Genomic DNA, 15,721 nt, shown 5'->3' with positions numbered 1-15,721 from the left:
TTACGCTCCCCGCCCGGTGGATGTACCCAATGCACGGGCCAAAGAATCGATGAACCGTGTATTTTCTTCGGGCAAACCGATCGACACCCGCAGATGTCTGGGTAAGCCGTAGCCCCCAATCGGCCTTACAATTACGCCCTGCTCCAGGAGCGACTGATTGATTTCAGCCGCCCGATCGCCTACATCCACGGCAATAAAATTGCCGGCGGACGGGATGTATTCAAGCCCCATTTCGTTGAAAGCGGACTCAAGTTGCTTCATCCCAGCCGCATTCACTTCGCAGGAGCGCCGCAGGTAATCCTCGTCTTCCAGAGCAGCCGTTGCCGCCGCCAATGCCAGAGAATCCACATTAAAAGGCTGTCGCACTCTATTGAGAACATTGGCAATATCAGGAGAGCTCACGCTGTATCCGGCTCGCAGCGATGCCAGCCCCCAGGCCTTGGAAAATGTCCTGGTAACAATCAGATTCGGATAGCGCCTGAGCAAAGACAAACCATCCACATAACCCTCGCCCTGCAGGTATTCGCAGTAGGCTTCATCCAGAACCACCAAAACTCTGGAAGGAATTCGAGCCAGAAACGCCTCGATCGCCTCGGCACCATGAACCGTGCCCGTGGGGTTATTGGGGTTGGCCACGAAAACCAGCGCGGTACGATCCGTTATCGCTGCCACCATGGCATCAAGGTCATGGCCGTAGTCCCTGGCGGGCACAGACACGCCTTTGGCGCCTATCGCCTGGGTAACCAGTGGGTATACCGCAAATGCATACTGGGAGAACACGACTTCCGAGGAGGCATCTGCAAAGCACCGCGTGATCACTTCCAGAACATCGTTGGAACCGTTGCCAAGGGTAATCTGAGCGGGCGCCACGCCGTATCGGGCCGACAATGCCTGCTTGAGATCAAACCCATTGCCATCGGGGTAGCGGCAAAGCTCGTTCAACGCGCCCTTCACCGCAGCCAGCGCCTTCGGACTGGGCCCCAGCGGGTTTTCGTTGCTGGCCAGCTTAATGATATTTTCGGGCTTCAGGCCCAACTCCCTGGCCAGCTCATCAATGGGCTTGCCCGGCTGGTAGGGAGATAGCGCCTGCACACCTTTAACGGCCAGACTCTGATAATCCATCGACATTAAACCCTTCTTCGGTAATTCACGCGTCTTTACAGCACCCCAATCGGGTAGGACCCAAGCCGCTTGAGTTCAACCGCCTCTTCATCGATCTCGGAAAGCACTTTGCTCACCTGGCTGTCCTCTACATGACCCTCAAAGTCGATATAGAACACATACGCCCAGGTGCCACTGGGCGATGGGCGGGTTTCGATACGGGTCAGGCTCAGACCATGTTTGTGGAACGGCTCAAGCAATTGATACAAAGCGCCAGGCTTGTTCCGCATGGACACCAGAATGGACGACTTATCGTTGCCACTGGCCGGCACTTCCTCACGGCCGATGATCAGGAAACGGGTGGTGTTGTCCGGTCGGTCTTCGATACTGGTCGCCAGCATTTCCAGGCCGTAGAGTTCCGCTGCCATGTCTCCCGCGATCGCGGCCGTGCCCGGCTCTTCCGCTGCCCGCCTCGCGGCTTCGGCATTACTACTGACCGTGACCCGCTCGATACCGTAGCGATGGGTATCCAGCCACTGCCGGCATTGGGCGAATGACTGCTGATGGGAATAGATACGGACAATGTCCTGCCCCTGGTGCTTTGGCGATACCATCAGGTGGTGATGTATCCGCAACTGGACTTCGCCGCAGATCTTCAGTGGCGAAGACATAAACATATCAAGGGTATGGTTAATCATACCTTCCGTGGAGTTCTCCACCGGAACCACGCCATAGTGGGCCGAGCCGGACTCCACTTCACGGAACACCGCATCAATGGCTGGCAGCGGAACACTGACCACAGAGTGCCCAAAATGCTTGAGAGCCGCTGCCTGGGTGAACGTACCAATCGGCCCCAGAAAAGCGATGTGCATCGGCTTTTCCAATGCCAGGCAAGCAGACATAATCTCCCGGAACAATCGGGCCATTTCCTCACCGGAAAGCGGGCCGGGATTGCTCTCCTTTATACGCCGCAATACCTGGGCTTCGCGTTCCGGACGGTAGAAGAAAACGTCCTCACCCGGATTGGCTTCCGTTTTGACGCGAGCCACCTCCTGAGCACATTCCGCGCGCTTGCTGATCAGGTCCATGATCTCCTGATCCACGCGATCAATCTCGTCCCTCAACTGCCCGAGACGGGCCTGCTCATCACTCATGATCAGCCCTGCTCCTTCGCAAATACGGTCATATAGTCAATCAACGCATCAACGCCTGCTTCTGGCATGGCGTTATAGACGCTGGCCCGCATGCCACCCACGGAGCGATGGCCCTTGAGATTCAGCAACCCCCTTTCGTTCGCACCTTTCAGGAAAGCACTGTTGAGCGTGTCGTCCGCCAAGGTAAAAGGAATGTTCATCCAGGAACGGAAGCGCGGGGATATCGGGTTGGCGTAGAAATCATTCTCATCGATAAAGCCATACAGCTTGCCGGCTTTACGACGATTGATCTCACCCATGGCGGTAACACCGCCCTGCTCTTTCAGCCATTTGAACACCAGGCCTGCCAAGTACCAGGAGTACGTGGCGGGCGTGTTGTACATGGAGCCATTATCCGCAATCACCTGATAGTTCATCATCGTCGGCGTGATCTTGAGCGCTTTGCCCAGCAGATCCTTGCGAATAATCACGACCACCAGGCCGGATGGACCGATGTTCTTCTGGGCGCCCGCATAGATGAGGCCGAACTTCGAGACATCCAGTGGGCGTGACAACATGGTAGACGACATATCCGCCACCAACGGCACAGAACCACTCTCTGGTACGAAATCGAACTCCAGACCACCAATGGTCTCGTTGGGCGTGTAATGCAGGTAAGCCGCGTCGGCATTGGTAGCCCAGGCATTCTGATCGGGAATACTGGCAAACCCACTCGACTCGCTGCTTGCCACTACATTGACCCGGCCATAACGACTGGCCTCGGCGATGGCTTTCTTCGACCAGATACCCGTGTTCACGTAGTCCGCAGACGCCTTATCACCCAGCAGGTTCAGCGGTATGGTCGAAAACTGGCTGGAAGCGCCACCCTGCATGAAGAGTACGGCGTAATCATCTGAAACGCCGGCCAATTCCCGAAGGTCTTTCTCGGCCGTTTCAGCAATTTCCACGAACTCGTCACTGCGATGGCTCATCTCCATCACGGACATGCCAGTGCCGCGCCAATCCAGCATTTCTTCCCGTGCCTGTTGCAGCACGGGTTCCGGCAAGGCTGCCGGACCTGCACAGAAGTTATACGCCCTGGTCATTGTCCTCACCACCATCAACGCTACCACCTTCGACGCTTTCGCCCTCGACACTTTCACCCTCGACGCCATCGCCATCAACGTCTTCCGCATCGGTTTCTGCGATACGTTCAACGCCTACCAGTCGCTCATCCTCCTGGCTCAGCTTGATCAGACGAACACCCTGGGTGTTACGGCTGAGAACCGATACTTCATCGGTGCGGGTCCGCACAAGCGTGCCTTTGTCCGAGATCAGCATTATTTCATCGCCCTCAAACAACTGCAGCGCGGTAACCAGGTTACCGTTACGCTCTGAGCACTGCATGGCGATAACACCCTGGCTGCCCCGGCTGTAGGTCGGGAACTCATCGAAGGTGGTGCGTTTTCCGTAACCGTTCTCACTGGCGGTCAGCAACACGGCGTCTGCCTGTGGAATAATCAGCGATACCACATGATGCCCTTCCGGCATCTTGATACCACGCACACCACGGGCCGTACGGCTCATCGGGCGTACCGCTTCCTCGTTGAAACGAACGGCCTTGCCTGCTGAGGAGAACAGCATCACTTCCGCGTCGCCTTTGGTAATGGCCGTACCAATCAAGGTATCGCCTTCGTCCAGCGACAGCGCAATCAGGCCATTGCTGCGGGGACGGGAGAAATTCGGCAACGGCGTCTTCTTGACCACACCAGCCGAGGTGGCCATCAGCACGTACTGGTCTTCCGGATAGTCACGAACCGGCAGGAAGGTGGTAATACGCTCCCCTTCTTCCAGCGGCAGGATGTTGACCATCGGGCGACCACGGGACGCACGGCTGGCACGGGGAATCTCGAACACCCGCAACCAGTACACCTTGCCCCGGTTGGAGAAGCACAGGATGGTGTCGTGGGAGTTCGCAACCAGCAGCTTCTCGACAAAATCTTCGTCTTTCATGGACGTGGCGGCCTTGCCACGACCACCACGGCGCTGGGCCTGATAATCTTCGACGGCCTGAGTCTTGGCATAACCACCGTGAGAGATGGTTACCACCAAATCTTCTTCGTCGATCAGATCGGCGATGGTAAGGTCACGCTTGGAGCTGGTGATTTCGGTCAGACGGGTATCGCCAAACTCGCTCACTACCGCTTCCAGTTCTTCACGAATAACCTGCATCAGGCGGTCCGGATCGCCCAAAATTTCCAGCAGGTCAGCAATCTTCTCGAGAATGTCCTTGTACTCGTTCTGCAGCTTTTCGGTCTCAAGACCGGTCAGGCGGTGCAGGCGCAGGTCCAGGATCGCCTGGGCCTGTTCTGGAGACAGGTGATAAAGGCCGTTGCGCAGGCCAAAGATCTCCGGCAGATCGTCGGGGCGGCAGGCATCGTCACCTGCCCGCTCGAGCATCGCCAGAACGTCACCTGGCGACCAACCCTGGGCCATCAGCTTCTCTTTCGCCTCGGCCGCCGCGGGAGATGCCTTGATCAGCGCGATAATTTCATCAATGTTCGCCAGTGCAACCGTGAGGCCTTCCAGGATATGGCCACGCTCGCGGGCTTTACGCAGTTCGTAAATGGTACGGCGGGTAACCACTTCGCGACGATGCCGGACAAACGCGTCCAGCATTTCCTTGAGGTTCAGGATTTTCGGCTCGCCGTTGATCAGGGCGACCATGTTGATGCCGAAAACCGTCTGCAACTGGGTGTGGGCAAAGAGGTTATTGATGACCACGTCCGGGTTTTCACCGCGACGCAGCTCAATCACTACCCGGATACCTTCCTTGTTGGACTCATCGCGCAGTTCGGAGATGCCTTCGAGGCGCTTCTCTTTAACCAGTTCCGCGATTTTCTCGATCAGCCGGGCCTTGTTCAGCTGGTATGGCAGCTCGGTAATAATGATGGCGTCGCGGTTGGTTTTCTTGTCGTGCTCGATTTCATGGCGTGCGCGGATGTAGATGCGCCCACGACCGGTACGGTAGGCCTCAACAATGCCGGCGCGACCATTAATGATGCCCTGGGTGGGAAAGTCCGGCCCCGGAATGTGCTCCATCAGATCGTCGATGGTCATATCCGGATTATCAATCAGCGCCAGGCAGCCATTCACAATTTCCGTCAGGTTATGGGGCGGAATATTGGTGGCCATACCCACAGCAATACCGGAGGAACCGTTTACCAGCAGGTTGGGGATTCGAGTGGGCAGCACGTCCGGAATCTGTTCGGTGCCATCATAGTTGGCCACGAAATCCACGGTTTCCTTTTCCAGATCCGCCAGCAGCGAGTGGGCAATCTTCTCCATGCGAATTTCGGTATAACGCATGGCAGCCGCGTTGTCGCCGTCGATGGAGCCGAAGTTACCCTGACCATCCACCAGCGGGTAGCGCAGGGAAAAAGGCTGGGCCATACGAACAATGGTGTCGTATACCGCCGAGTCACCATGGGGGTGGTACTTACCGATGACGTCACCCACCACACGGGCGGATTTTTTGTAGGCCTTGTTCCAGTCGTTGTTGAGTTCGGACATGGCGAACAACACGCGGCGATGCACCGGCTTAAGGCCGTCGCGCACGTCTGGAAGTGCCCGCCCGACGATGACGCTCATGGCGTAATCGAGATAGGACTGTTTGAGCTCGTCTTCAATATTTACCGGCAGGATCTCTTTGGCTAACTCACCCATCGAGAAAGGTTCCTTTGCATTTGCTGGAAGTCGTTTCAGGGCCCTTCAGAGCACCCCATAGTTATTCTTTAACAAGCGGCCAATACTACCACATTCAACCCCTTAGCGGGGGATATGGCCGTGGCCGTCAGTCAAAAACCACAGTCTTGTTTTCGTAGGTAATCACACGGTCTTCAATGTGTGCCCGCAAGCCCCGTGACAGCACGTTTTTCTCCACATCCTTACCCAGCCGAACCATGTCTTCAATGGAATCACTGTGGCTGATGCGGACCACGTCCTGCTCGATAATGGGGCCTTCGTCCAGATCCTGAGTCACGTAATGGCAGGTGGCACCAATCAACTTCACACCCCGGCTATAGGCCTGATGGTATGGGCGGGCGCCTGCAAACGATGGCAGGAAGCTGTGATGAATATTGATCACCTTGCCTGGGTACTTCTCGCAGAGGCTGCCCGGCAGAATTTGCATATACCGGGCGAGAACCACTACATCGGCTTCGTAGCCTTCTATCAGACCATCCACTTCACCGAAAGCCTCGTCGCGATTGTTCTGTTTCACTGGAATATGGTGGTAGGGTATCTCGTGCCACTCCACCATTCGCCGGAGGTCTTCATGGTTAGAAATAACCGCCACAATTTCGGCATTGATCTCACGGCTATGCCAGCGATGGAGCAGATCCGCCACGCAGTGGGATTCCTTGCTGCACATCAGGATGACTTTCTTGGGCTGGGCCGAATCAGCGATGTGCCAGTTCATATCGAACTCGCGCGCAATCGGCTCAAAAGCCGTACGAAACTGGTCCAGTCCGAACGGAATCGAGTTGGCCTTGATCTCATGCCGCATGAAGAACCACCCGGTCTGGGTGTCGGAGTGGTGGCTCGCCTCAGTAATCCAGCCATTATAGGTCGACAGAAAGTTACTGACCTTGGCAACGATCCCCACCCGATCCGGGCAGGAAATCACAAGACGATAGGTATGCTCCATGGAAGCCTTTCCTTAATCTGATCCGGGATCGTGGGCGCGCAGGTTCACACCCTCAAAAATGACCGGCTATGATAGCTTATCTGAGCACCAGAAACGAGGCACAGAAACATGGATAGACTCCCCCTACAGGTACGTACCCGAAATGCCTTCGCGGGCCGCTCACTGGCCGCGAGAATGATGATCGCCGTGACTCTGCTCTTACCTCTGCAACCGGCGGGTGCAGACGCCATTATAGAGGGAGAGCGCCACCACCCGGTGCAGGCGAGGAACGGCATGGTGGCCACCAGCCACACCCTGGCAACCGAAGTCGCACTGAACGTGCTGAAAAACGGCGGCAATGCGATGGATGCCGCCGTTACCGCCGGATTCGCCCTGGCGGTCACCCAGCCGCGTTCCGGCAACATCGGGGGCGGCGGCTTTATGCTCTACGCTCCGGGCAACGGCGAAGCGGTTGAGGCCATCGACTATCGGGAGAAAGCGCCGGCCGCCGCCACCGAAACCATGTTCCAGGACGACGATGGCAACGTGGTCCAGAATCGCAGCCGTTTCACCCACAAGGCATCCGGCGTACCCGGCACCGTTGCCGGCCTTGCGATGGCCCTTGAGCGCCACGGTACGCTATCACTGGAACAGGCCCTGGCTCCGGCGATCAAACTGGCACGGGAAGGCTTTATTGTACCTGCCCGCTTCACCGAAGGCCTGGAACAGGCTCGGGAACGACTGCAGCGCTGGCCGGCGACTCTCGCAACCTTCTATAAAGAGGATGGCTCTGCGTGGCAACCAGGCGAGCGATTTCGGCAACCGGAACTCGCCAATACCCTTCAGCGCATTGCCGATCAAGGCATCGATGGCTTCTATCAGGGCAAAACCGCGCAACTCATCGTAGACGAAATGGAACGTCACGACGGGCTGATCACCCTGCAGGATCTGAAAAACTACCAGCCCCGGATTCGCCAGCCGGTTCATGGCACCTACCGGGGCCACGACATCTATTCCATGTCGCCGCCCTCTTCCGGTGGCACTCATATCGTGCAGATTCTTAACATTCTTGAAGGCTACCCGCTCGGCGACTTGGGCCACAATTCCGCCGCCAGCATTCACCACATGGCAGAGGCCATGAAATACGCCTATGCCGACCGGGCGCAGTTTCTCGGCGATACGGATTTTGTGGAAGTGCCACTGAACGGACTCACCAGCAAGTCCTATGCAGAACGGCTGCGACACGACATCGATCCACACAAAGCACGACCGTCCTCCGAGATCCAGGCCGGCAATCCAGGCGCCTATGAAAGCCCGGAAACCACCCACTTCTCCGTTGTCGACCGCTGGGGCAATGCGGTTTCCAATACGTACACCATCAATTTCAGCTATGGCTCGGGCATCACGGTGGCCGGTGCAGGATTCCTTCTGAACAACGAAATGGATGACTTCAGCGCGAAACCCGGCGAACCCAACGCCTACGGACTGATCGGCGGCGAAGCTAATAAAGTGGAGCCCCGTAAACGCATGCTGAGCTCCATGTCTCCGACCATTGTCAGGCGTGATGGTCGTAATTATATGGTTACGGGAAGCCCCGGTGGGTCCCGAATTATCACTACAACCTTGCAGGTACTGCTGAATGTGATTGACCATGGCATGAACATTCAGTCTGCGGTAAGCGCCCCAAGGATTCACCACCAATGGCTGCCAGACGAGATCCGCATCGAACAGGGCATCAGCCCGGATACCGTGCGGCTGCTGAAAGAAAAGGGCCACAATGTGGTGACGGGCAGAGCCATGGGCGCCATCCAGAGCATACTGATAGATACTGAGGGGACCCTCTATGGTGGCGCAGATCCGCGCCGCAGCACATCCTCAGCCATGGGCTACTGAGGGGCACACAGCCCCGGGAGGTTTTATGTTCTTATCCGTTCAACTGAGTTGCTACCCACTTTCCGATGATTACAAGCCGCCCATTCGCGCCCTTATTGAACGGCTTGAAAAAACAGGCCTGGAGATCTATCCGGGCCGTATGAGCACTGAAATGTTCGGTGAGTACGATGAGGTAATGCGTGTGCTCTCAGACACCATGAAATGGTCGTTCGAAGAGTACGGGAAGGCGGTGTTTGTAGCCAAGATCATGGAAGGCGACCGCAGGCCACGCTAGGGCATTTTGGCGCCAGACCTGGACACTCGCACTAGTCTGGCGTGACTTTCAGAACACGCCCGTCAGCGTTGTCCGTTAGCAGGTAAACCGAACCATCAGGGCCCGTTACTACGGCCCTGATGCGTTCGCCCAGATCGCCGAACAAGGTTCCCACTTCCGCTGCTTCACCATCCACCAACCGGACACGATGCACCTGCCGGGTCACCAGCCCGCCCACCAGCAGATCGCCTTGCCACTGAGGAAACAGATCACCTGAATAAACGGTCATACCCGACGGGGCGATGGACGGCGTCCAGTGCAACATTGGCGCTACAATGCCCTCACGCTCCTTGAACGGCGTTACCCGGGCGCCGGTGTAATCCAGCCCATGAGTGGTGACCGGCCAGCCATAATTGGCACCCGGACGGATAACATTGATTTCGTCACCACCACGAGGACCATGTTCGTGGGCAATGAGCTTGCCACGTTCCCGGTCATAGGCCAGCCCCTGCACATTGCGGTGTCCAAAACTGTAGATTTCACCCTGGTACGAATCGTGCCCTGCAAAAGGGTTGTCATCCGGAACGCTGCCGTCGGGGTTCAGGCGCACAATACTGCCAATGTGGTTCTGGGGCCGTTGGGCCTGTTCCCGGTAATCAAAGCCATCTCCGAGAGTTAACACCAGCGTATTGTCCGGCAACCACGCCATCCGCCCACCATAGTGGGCATTGCCCTTCTTGGCCGGTTGTACCCGGAATAGTTCGCTCACATTCTCCAGGCCCTGCTCGCCAAGCCGCCCCCTTGCCAGGCAGGTGTGATTGGCGTCCATGGTGCCACAGGCATAGCTTAGATAGATCTGGCGGCTGTCCTCGAAATTTCTGGCAGGAAGCACTTCAAACAAACCCGCCTGGCCGGATGCGAAAACCTCCGGCACACCGCCCAGCGGTTCCGGCATCAGGTCGCCGTTGGCCGCCAGCATTCGCAACCGCCCCGGCCGTTCGGTAACCAACATTCGCCCGTCGGGCAGGAAGGCCAACGACCAAGGGTGTTCGAGGCCACTGGCCACGGTTTCAATCGTGTAACCCGGCGCCTGATCCGCCAAGGCATCAGAATCAGGCAGCGCCAGCCCGCCAACCATCAGCAACATCGCAACAGGTGCGGCTGAGGCTTTGCCATTTCTACGGGGCAGACGCGAAACCAGAACAGCAAACAGCCAACCCGAAAAAGCAGCCGTTGCCAGCATGGCGAACAGGCCGACCAGATCACGTGTGGCAGCGATTAACGTAGGCATGGGCGCCAATACATCCACAATCCGCAAGGTCGCCCAGAGTCCCACCGCCGCGGCAAGCGGGCACAACCATAAACGGCCGGAATGACCAATCAGCCGGGCCACAATAGAAGCAGCCCCCTGGGAAAACAGGAAACTGAGCCCAAAGAGGATGGCGTACAAGGGTGCAAAGTTCAGCAAATCCTGAATTGTGGTTTCCAGACGGGCTCCCATACTGATTTCGACCCCCAGGCCTTCCAGCGCCTGGAGATTGAACTGGGTCTGCACGAGGCTACCCAGCACAGAGCCAGCAATCAACGCTACGATGAACGCCAACACCACTGCCCTCCAACCGACCGATGCTGCCATTACTTCTCTCCGGAAGACTCCAGCTTATCCTGGGTGCGCAGTTCAAAGTCACTGGCGTCGTGCCGTTCGTGCAACTGCCTGTGCTCCTCGCCCCAGGTGCGGTTTACCATCAGTCCGCGCTTGACCGCCGGGCGTTCTGCGATTTCATCGGCCCAACGCATCACGTTCTTGTAGGTGTGCGCTTCCAGGAATTCCGCCGCGTCGTATACCTTGTTTTTCACCAGCGCACCGTACCAGGGCCAGATCGCCATATCCGCGATGGTGTATTCATCACCCGCGATGTAGCGGTTATCAGCTAGTTGGCGGTCCAGCACATCCAACTGGCGTTTCACTTCCATGGTGTAGCGGTTGATCGGGTATTCATATTTTTCCGGTGCGTAGGCGTAGAAATGGCCAAAGCCACCCCCCAGGAACGGCGCACTGCCCATTTGCCAGAACAACCAGTTCATGGTTTCCGTGCGCGCCACAATGTCCGTCGGCAGAAATTCGCCAAACTTTTCAGCGAGGTAAAGCAGGATGGAGCCGGATTCAAACACGCGGACGGCCGGCTTGTGGGTGTGGTCCATCATTGCCGGGATCTTGGAGTTCGGGTTTGCCTTTACGAAACCACTGCCAAACTGCTCACCCTCGGTGATACGAATCAGCCAGGCGTCGTATTCCGCTTCCTTGACGCCCTTGGCCAAGAGTTCCTCAAACATGATCGTGGCCTTCACGCCATTCGGGGTCGCCAGTGAATAAACCTGAAACGGGTGCTCCCCTACCGGCAATTCTTTCTCGTGAGTGGGGCCGGCAATCGGGCGATTGATTTGCGAGAAGGCTCCGCCGCTCTCGGCATCCCATTTCCAGACTCTCGGGGGCGTGTAGGTATCATCGGTCATTCATTCTTCCTCAATTTAGTGGATCTATGGGTAACAAGGCCTCACGCGGCCAGTTCCTGGCGCATCATGTTCAGCAGTCCGCCTTCGATAACCATACGGACCTGACGCTCGCTGAGTTCATGCGTCAGTTCATAACGTTCGCCGTTCCGGGTATTTTTCGCAACAATCCTGTCCCCGGCTTTTAACGCTTCAACCAGCCCCTCAATCGATAACTCATCGCCTTGCTCGATGCTATCGAAGTTCTCCGGAGTGACAAAGCTCAAAGGCAACACACCAAAGCTGGACAGGTTCTGCCAGTGTATGCGCGAGTAACTCTTGGCAATCACTGCTCGCACGCCCAGATAACGGGGCGCCAGCGCCGCATGTTCACGGCTTGACCCCTGGCCGTAATTGTCACCGCCAACGATCAGAGACCCGGTGCCCTGATACTCTTTTGCCCGTTCCGGATAGGTTGGGTCCAGCCGGATATAAGTGAACTCGCTGATGGCAGGAATGTTACTGCGGAACGGCAGTATCCGGGAGCCGGCAGGCAGGATGTCGTCGGTGGAAACATCGTCACCAACCTTGAGCAGAACCGGTGCCTTCAACGAGTCAGGCAGCGCCTCAAACGTCGGCAGGGTGCTGATGTTCGGTCCCTTCTCAACCACCGTCAGTTCCGGATGCTTCGCCGGCGGACGGATATTGCGATCGTCCACATAAAAGGTGCTGCGCTCGTCGAACACAGGATAGGCCATGTCCAGATCACGAGGGTCTGTAATCACGCCGGTCAACGCAGACGCCGTGGCTGTTTCAGGGCTGCAGAGACAGACCTTGTCTTCGTCGGTACCCGAACGGCCCGCAAAGTTCCGTGGAACGGTGCGCAGGCTGATCTGATCCGTTGCCGGTGCCTGACCCATGCCAATGCAGCCATTGCAGCCGGTCTGATGCAGGCGCGCCCCAGCGCTGAGCAGATCGGTAAGATGACCCAGTTCTACCAGGTTTTCCAGAACCTGACGCGACGTGGGGTTGATATCGAAAGATACTCCCTCGCGAACCTGACGGCCCTTCACCATCATCGCAGGAACTGCGAAATCCCTCAGGCCAGGATTCGCGGAGGACCCAATGTAGGCCTGGTAGATAGTCTCGCCAGCCACTTCCCGCACCGGGAACACCTTCCCGGGACTACTGGGGAGTGCAATCAACGGCTCCAGCTTGCCCAGATCGATCTCGTCATGCAGATCGTAGGTGGCGCCGCGGTCGGCTTCCAGCCTTTGGAAGTCGTCTTCCCGCTGTTGCTGCCGGAGAAAATCCCGCACCGCATCGTCCGCCGGGAACACCGTAGCGGTGTGTCCCATCTCCTGCCCCATGTTCGCGATCACATGGCGGTCCATCGCGGACAGCCCTTTCAGGCCCGGCCCGTAATACTCGATAATTTTCCCGGCACCGCCCTTCACTCCGTGGCGGCGAAGCATTTCCAGAATCACATCTTTGGCGCTTACCCAGTCAGGCAGTTGACCGGTCAGCTTCACGCCCATGACCTTAGGCATGTTGAGATAGAACGGCTCTCCACACATGGCCATGGCCACAGCCAGACCGCCAGCCCCCATTGCCAGCATCCCGAGAGAACCGGCTGCGCAGGTATGGCTGTCCGAACCAAGAAGGGTTTTGCCCGGCTTGCCAAAGCGCTCCATGTGTACAGGATGACTTACCCCTGACCCGGCCGGGCTGAACCAGATGCCAAACCTTTCGCAGGCGCCGCGCAGAAACACGTGGTCGTCCGGGTTGCGGTTGTCGGTCTGCAGCAGGTTGTGGTCAACATACTGCGCGGACAACTCGGTTTTGACCTGGTCGAGGCCCATGGCCTCCAGTTCAAGCATGACCAGGGTGCCGGTCGCATCCTGGGTCAGCGTTTGATCGATCTTCAGCCCGACTTCCTCGCCAACATTCATCGTTCCCGACACCAGGTGTGACTCGATCAGCTTAGTGGCGACGCTACGCGGTTGCTTCTTTGTCTGTTTCGTCATCGGATGACCTCCATGCGAGCCAGATTTCAGACCTTCATACCGTTAACTATAGATCCCGTGGGCCAACCCTGTCGTCAGGACCGGGGGAAACACAGCTCCTTGCTTCGGGACGTCAGGCTGCTCCACTTTGGTTTGCTGGTGTTGCGTACTTTTTTCAGATAAGTGTTCACATCGCTGAAGTTCTTTTCAGTGGCGCCCATCCCGGTTGCCTCGTCCCGGTGAACACCGGACATAAACATTAGCGCCTTATATTCATCGCCTCCATCATCAAGCGTGCCGCTGAGCAACTTCAGATGTGAGGCGCAAAAGATGTGCAGGTTGCGTTTATCGTAATCCACCTCTTGGGCCCAGCTATTAACGCTAAGCGCCGCCAGAAAGACAAAAGTGCATAGGGTTGGCTTCATGAGGTTTTACTCCCGAAAACACCAAGCGTTGTTGGTGCGTGAATTGCGTGGTCGTCCCGGACGGATTGGGCGTAAACGCTAGCCCAGATGGACCATATCAGGAATCGGTGCAGCCCTGTTGACTGGAAAGGTTAACTCCAATCAACAAGGCTAACCAGTAGATCAGGCAAGTGCCTTGCGATTGCGGAATTTCAATGCGGCCAATGGTAGCAGTAACAACAGCCAACCGGCTGCGCCACCGCCACCGCTTCTGCCACTGCCACTGCCATTGCTACCGTTTGTCGCCACCTCTTGTTCCAGAACCTCCAGCTCATTTTCAGCCATGGTCATCAATGCTTCGATTTCATTCATCCGAATCTGTTGCGCCTGAAACAGTCCCTGATCCAGTTGCTCTTTGATCAACACATCGCTATCCGCAATCGCTCTGGCCACATGGACCAGTCGACGCTTGAGATCATCGTTGCCTAAGCGCACTTCACCATCCGCAATTTCCGCGCCTGCACCTAGGGAAACTCCACCGTTCAAGCTACCATTCATGGCGAGTACGTTTAACTGTAAAAACTCACTATACGGTGAGCAATTTAATGAGTCCTCGGCAGGATCACCTTCGGGAATGGTTCCGATAATGGGTCTCGGGTTAGCAGAAGCACCAGAGCAGTCATAGTCAGGTGCACTTCCATCACTGTATACCGGGTAATCCACAAGGCTCATCTGACTGATGTAAAGCCCATTATCGCCTCCATTCGAAGTCTGATTTGCGTCCAAGCGCCAGGATTGACCGACTTCACCGTCTATATACGTGCCGGGGAACGTTTGCCGAACCGGCCCTCCAGTCGTTGCTGTTGAATCGTACCAGCGTATACGGAGGTTGTTTTCCTTGAGTTTAAGAACGCCACTGGAGAAGTCCTCGCCATTAACACAATCCGTACCGATGCACAGATTGCCCTGCACGACCATATCATCCGCCGTGATTTGATCAGCATTAGACGCTGAAGCCATGGCTGCACACACTACAAGAAAGCTGTATTTGAACAATTTCATGATTGATGGTTCCCAGCTGAGCAAGTGTTGTTAGTCAATCTGGGCCGCAACAGCCTCAAGTCGATCAACCAGGTCAGTCAGGCGGGATTCTAGGCCGGCCAGACGAGCATCCAGGGCATCCACGTCATCAGACACCGAGTCTGTCGCTGTCGCTTTGAATGTGTTGAACTGCGCCAGTGTTACCGCATCACTATCGTCCACAGCATCCGCCACAAACGTTACCCGGCGCTCGGTGCCCAAATCACCGACCGAGATCGCATCCGCCACCACTTCCGCGCCGGCTCCCAAGGCTACGTCGCCTTCTGCAGAGAGCACTACAGAATCAAGCTGGCTGGTTAAATTCCTGATAAAGAACGACGACGGCAATGCCGAGCCACCGTCCGTGATGCCCAACAACCAATCCTGTGTCGGGAAACTCGCCGATACGCTGGTGTCCTGTAGCAGGATCTGGGGCGTTGGTGAGTGTAGCCGGAGCGTGTCGAAACCAAACTCAGCATCGGCAACACAGTCCTCGCCTGCACACAGACTTCCCTGCACGATCATATCATCCAGAACGACCTCATCCGCGTGACTCAAGACAGGTAACGACACCGCAAGCGTAGACGCCAGAACAAAGAACTTTCGCATTCCATAATCCCTATTTGATAATACAAAGCCAGTTATATGTGATTCGTTGCATTTCAAACTCAGGC

The 15,721-nt window shown here is 56.7% G+C and carries 13 protein-coding genes; 2 read left to right on the top strand and 11 right to left on the bottom strand.

Annotated features, from left to right (window positions below; translation table 11 throughout):
• The 5 genes from hisC to purU all read right to left on the bottom strand — a co-directional run bounded on the left by hisC (position 1) and on the right by purU (position 6,942).
• Positions 1-1,128 carry a histidinol-phosphate transaminase gene (gene hisC / locus AC0B60_RS16310; protein WP_465086968.1) on the bottom strand — a complete coding sequence of 376 codons (1,128 nt, stop codon included), beginning with the start codon at positions 1,126-1,128 and terminating at the stop codon, positions 1-3.
• A gap of 29 nt (positions 1,129-1,157) precedes the next feature.
• Positions 1,158-2,255: a prephenate dehydratase gene (pheA, locus tag AC0B60_RS16305; RefSeq protein ID WP_465086967.1), complete on the bottom strand. Its 1,098-nt coding sequence runs from the start codon at positions 2,253-2,255 to the stop codon at positions 1,158-1,160.
• 2 nt (positions 2,256-2,257) lie between these two features.
• A complete protein-coding gene (serC, locus tag AC0B60_RS16300) occupies positions 2,258-3,340 on the bottom strand; it encodes a 3-phosphoserine/phosphohydroxythreonine transaminase (protein ID WP_465086966.1) in 1,083 nt (360 codons plus the stop codon).
• Positions 3,324-5,960, bottom strand: coding sequence for a DNA gyrase subunit A (gyrA, locus tag AC0B60_RS16295; RefSeq protein WP_465086964.1), 2,637 nt, complete (start codon positions 5,958-5,960; stop codon positions 3,324-3,326). The genes serC and gyrA overlap by 17 nt, the downstream gene beginning before the upstream one ends.
• 127 nt (positions 5,961-6,087) lie before the next feature.
• Positions 6,088-6,942 (bottom strand): formyltetrahydrofolate deformylase, encoded by an 855-nt coding sequence (gene purU, locus AC0B60_RS16290; protein WP_465086963.1) that lies wholly within the window; start codon positions 6,940-6,942, stop codon positions 6,088-6,090.
• A gap of 174 nt (positions 6,943-7,116) precedes the next feature.
• Here purU and ggt point away from each other — a divergent pair, with 174 nt between their 5' ends.
• A complete protein-coding gene (gene ggt / locus AC0B60_RS16285) occupies positions 7,117-8,814 on the top strand; it encodes a gamma-glutamyltransferase (RefSeq protein ID WP_465087069.1) in 1,698 nt (565 codons plus the stop codon).
• 25 nt (positions 8,815-8,839) lie between these two features.
• Positions 8,840-9,088, top strand: a complete 249-nt coding sequence (locus AC0B60_RS16280) for a thiamine-binding protein (RefSeq protein WP_465086962.1) — start codon at positions 8,840-8,842, stop codon at positions 9,086-9,088.
• A gap of 31 nt (positions 9,089-9,119) precedes the next feature.
• Here AC0B60_RS16280 and AC0B60_RS16275 read toward each other — a convergent pair whose 3' ends face one another.
• The 6 genes from AC0B60_RS16275 to AC0B60_RS16250 all read right to left on the bottom strand — a co-directional run bounded on the left by AC0B60_RS16275 (position 9,120) and on the right by AC0B60_RS16250 (position 15,656).
• Positions 9,120-10,703: a PQQ-dependent sugar dehydrogenase gene (locus AC0B60_RS16275; protein WP_465086960.1), complete on the bottom strand. Its 1,584-nt coding sequence runs from the start codon at positions 10,701-10,703 to the stop codon at positions 9,120-9,122.
• Positions 10,703-11,581 carry a glutathione-dependent disulfide-bond oxidoreductase gene (gene yghU / locus AC0B60_RS16270; protein WP_465086959.1) on the bottom strand — a complete coding sequence of 293 codons (879 nt, stop codon included), beginning with the start codon at positions 11,579-11,581 and terminating at the stop codon, positions 10,703-10,705. Before yghU ends, AC0B60_RS16275 begins: the two co-directional genes overlap by 1 nt.
• Before the next feature lie 41 nt (positions 11,582-11,622).
• A complete protein-coding gene (locus AC0B60_RS16265) occupies positions 11,623-13,584 on the bottom strand; it encodes an aconitate hydratase (RefSeq protein WP_465086958.1) in 1,962 nt (653 codons plus the stop codon).
• Between the two features lie 74 nt (positions 13,585-13,658).
• A complete protein-coding gene (locus tag AC0B60_RS16260; RefSeq protein ID WP_465086957.1) occupies positions 13,659-13,988 on the bottom strand; it encodes a hypothetical protein in 330 nt (109 codons plus the stop codon).
• Positions 13,989-14,150: 162 nt separating this feature from the next.
• Positions 14,151-15,029 (bottom strand): hypothetical protein, encoded by an 879-nt coding sequence (locus AC0B60_RS16255; RefSeq protein WP_465086955.1) that lies wholly within the window; start codon positions 15,027-15,029, stop codon positions 14,151-14,153.
• A gap of 30 nt (positions 15,030-15,059) precedes the next feature.
• The gene (locus AC0B60_RS16250; RefSeq protein ID WP_465086953.1) at positions 15,060-15,656 is read right to left on the bottom strand and encodes a hypothetical protein; all 597 of its coding nucleotides are present in this window, start codon (positions 15,654-15,656) and stop codon (positions 15,060-15,062) included.
• Positions 15,657-15,721 lie beyond the last annotated feature (65 nt).

It is taken from the genome of Marinobacter sp. V34, from assembly GCF_055524115.1.
The sequence above is the reverse complement of the archived record's forward strand: the minus strand, read 5'-3'. Positions and strand labels throughout refer to the sequence as shown.

Coding starts and splice junctions, on each gene's coding strand:
- hisC (WP_465086968.1), bottom strand. CDS start 1,128: ATGTCGATGGATTATCAGAGTCTGGCCGTTAAAGGTGTGCAGGCGCTA.
- pheA (WP_465086967.1), bottom strand. CDS start 2,255: ATGAGTGATGAGCAGGCCCGTCTCGGGCAGTTGAGGGACGAGATTGAT.
- serC (WP_465086966.1), bottom strand. CDS start 3,340: ATGACCAGGGCGTATAACTTCTGTGCAGGTCCGGCAGCCTTGCCGGAA.
- gyrA (WP_465086964.1), bottom strand. CDS start 5,960: ATGGGTGAGTTAGCCAAAGAGATCCTGCCGGTAAATATTGAAGACGAG.
- purU (WP_465086963.1), bottom strand. CDS start 6,942: ATGGAGCATACCTATCGTCTTGTGATTTCCTGCCCGGATCGGGTGGGG.
- ggt (WP_465087069.1), top strand. CDS start 7,117: ATGATGATCGCCGTGACTCTGCTCTTACCTCTGCAACCGGCGGGTGCA.
- AC0B60_RS16280 (WP_465086962.1), top strand. CDS start 8,840: ATGTTCTTATCCGTTCAACTGAGTTGCTACCCACTTTCCGATGATTAC.
- AC0B60_RS16275 (WP_465086960.1), bottom strand. CDS start 10,703: ATGGCAGCATCGGTCGGTTGGAGGGCAGTGGTGTTGGCGTTCATCGTA.
- yghU (WP_465086959.1), bottom strand. CDS start 11,581: ATGACCGATGATACCTACACGCCCCCGAGAGTCTGGAAATGGGATGCC.
- AC0B60_RS16265 (WP_465086958.1), bottom strand. CDS start 13,584: ATGACGAAACAGACAAAGAAGCAACCGCGTAGCGTCGCCACTAAGCTG.
- AC0B60_RS16260 (WP_465086957.1), bottom strand. CDS start 13,988: ATGAAGCCAACCCTATGCACTTTTGTCTTTCTGGCGGCGCTTAGCGTT.
- AC0B60_RS16255 (WP_465086955.1), bottom strand. CDS start 15,029: ATGAAATTGTTCAAATACAGCTTTCTTGTAGTGTGTGCAGCCATGGCT.
- AC0B60_RS16250 (WP_465086953.1), bottom strand. CDS start 15,656: ATGCGAAAGTTCTTTGTTCTGGCGTCTACGCTTGCGGTGTCGTTACCT.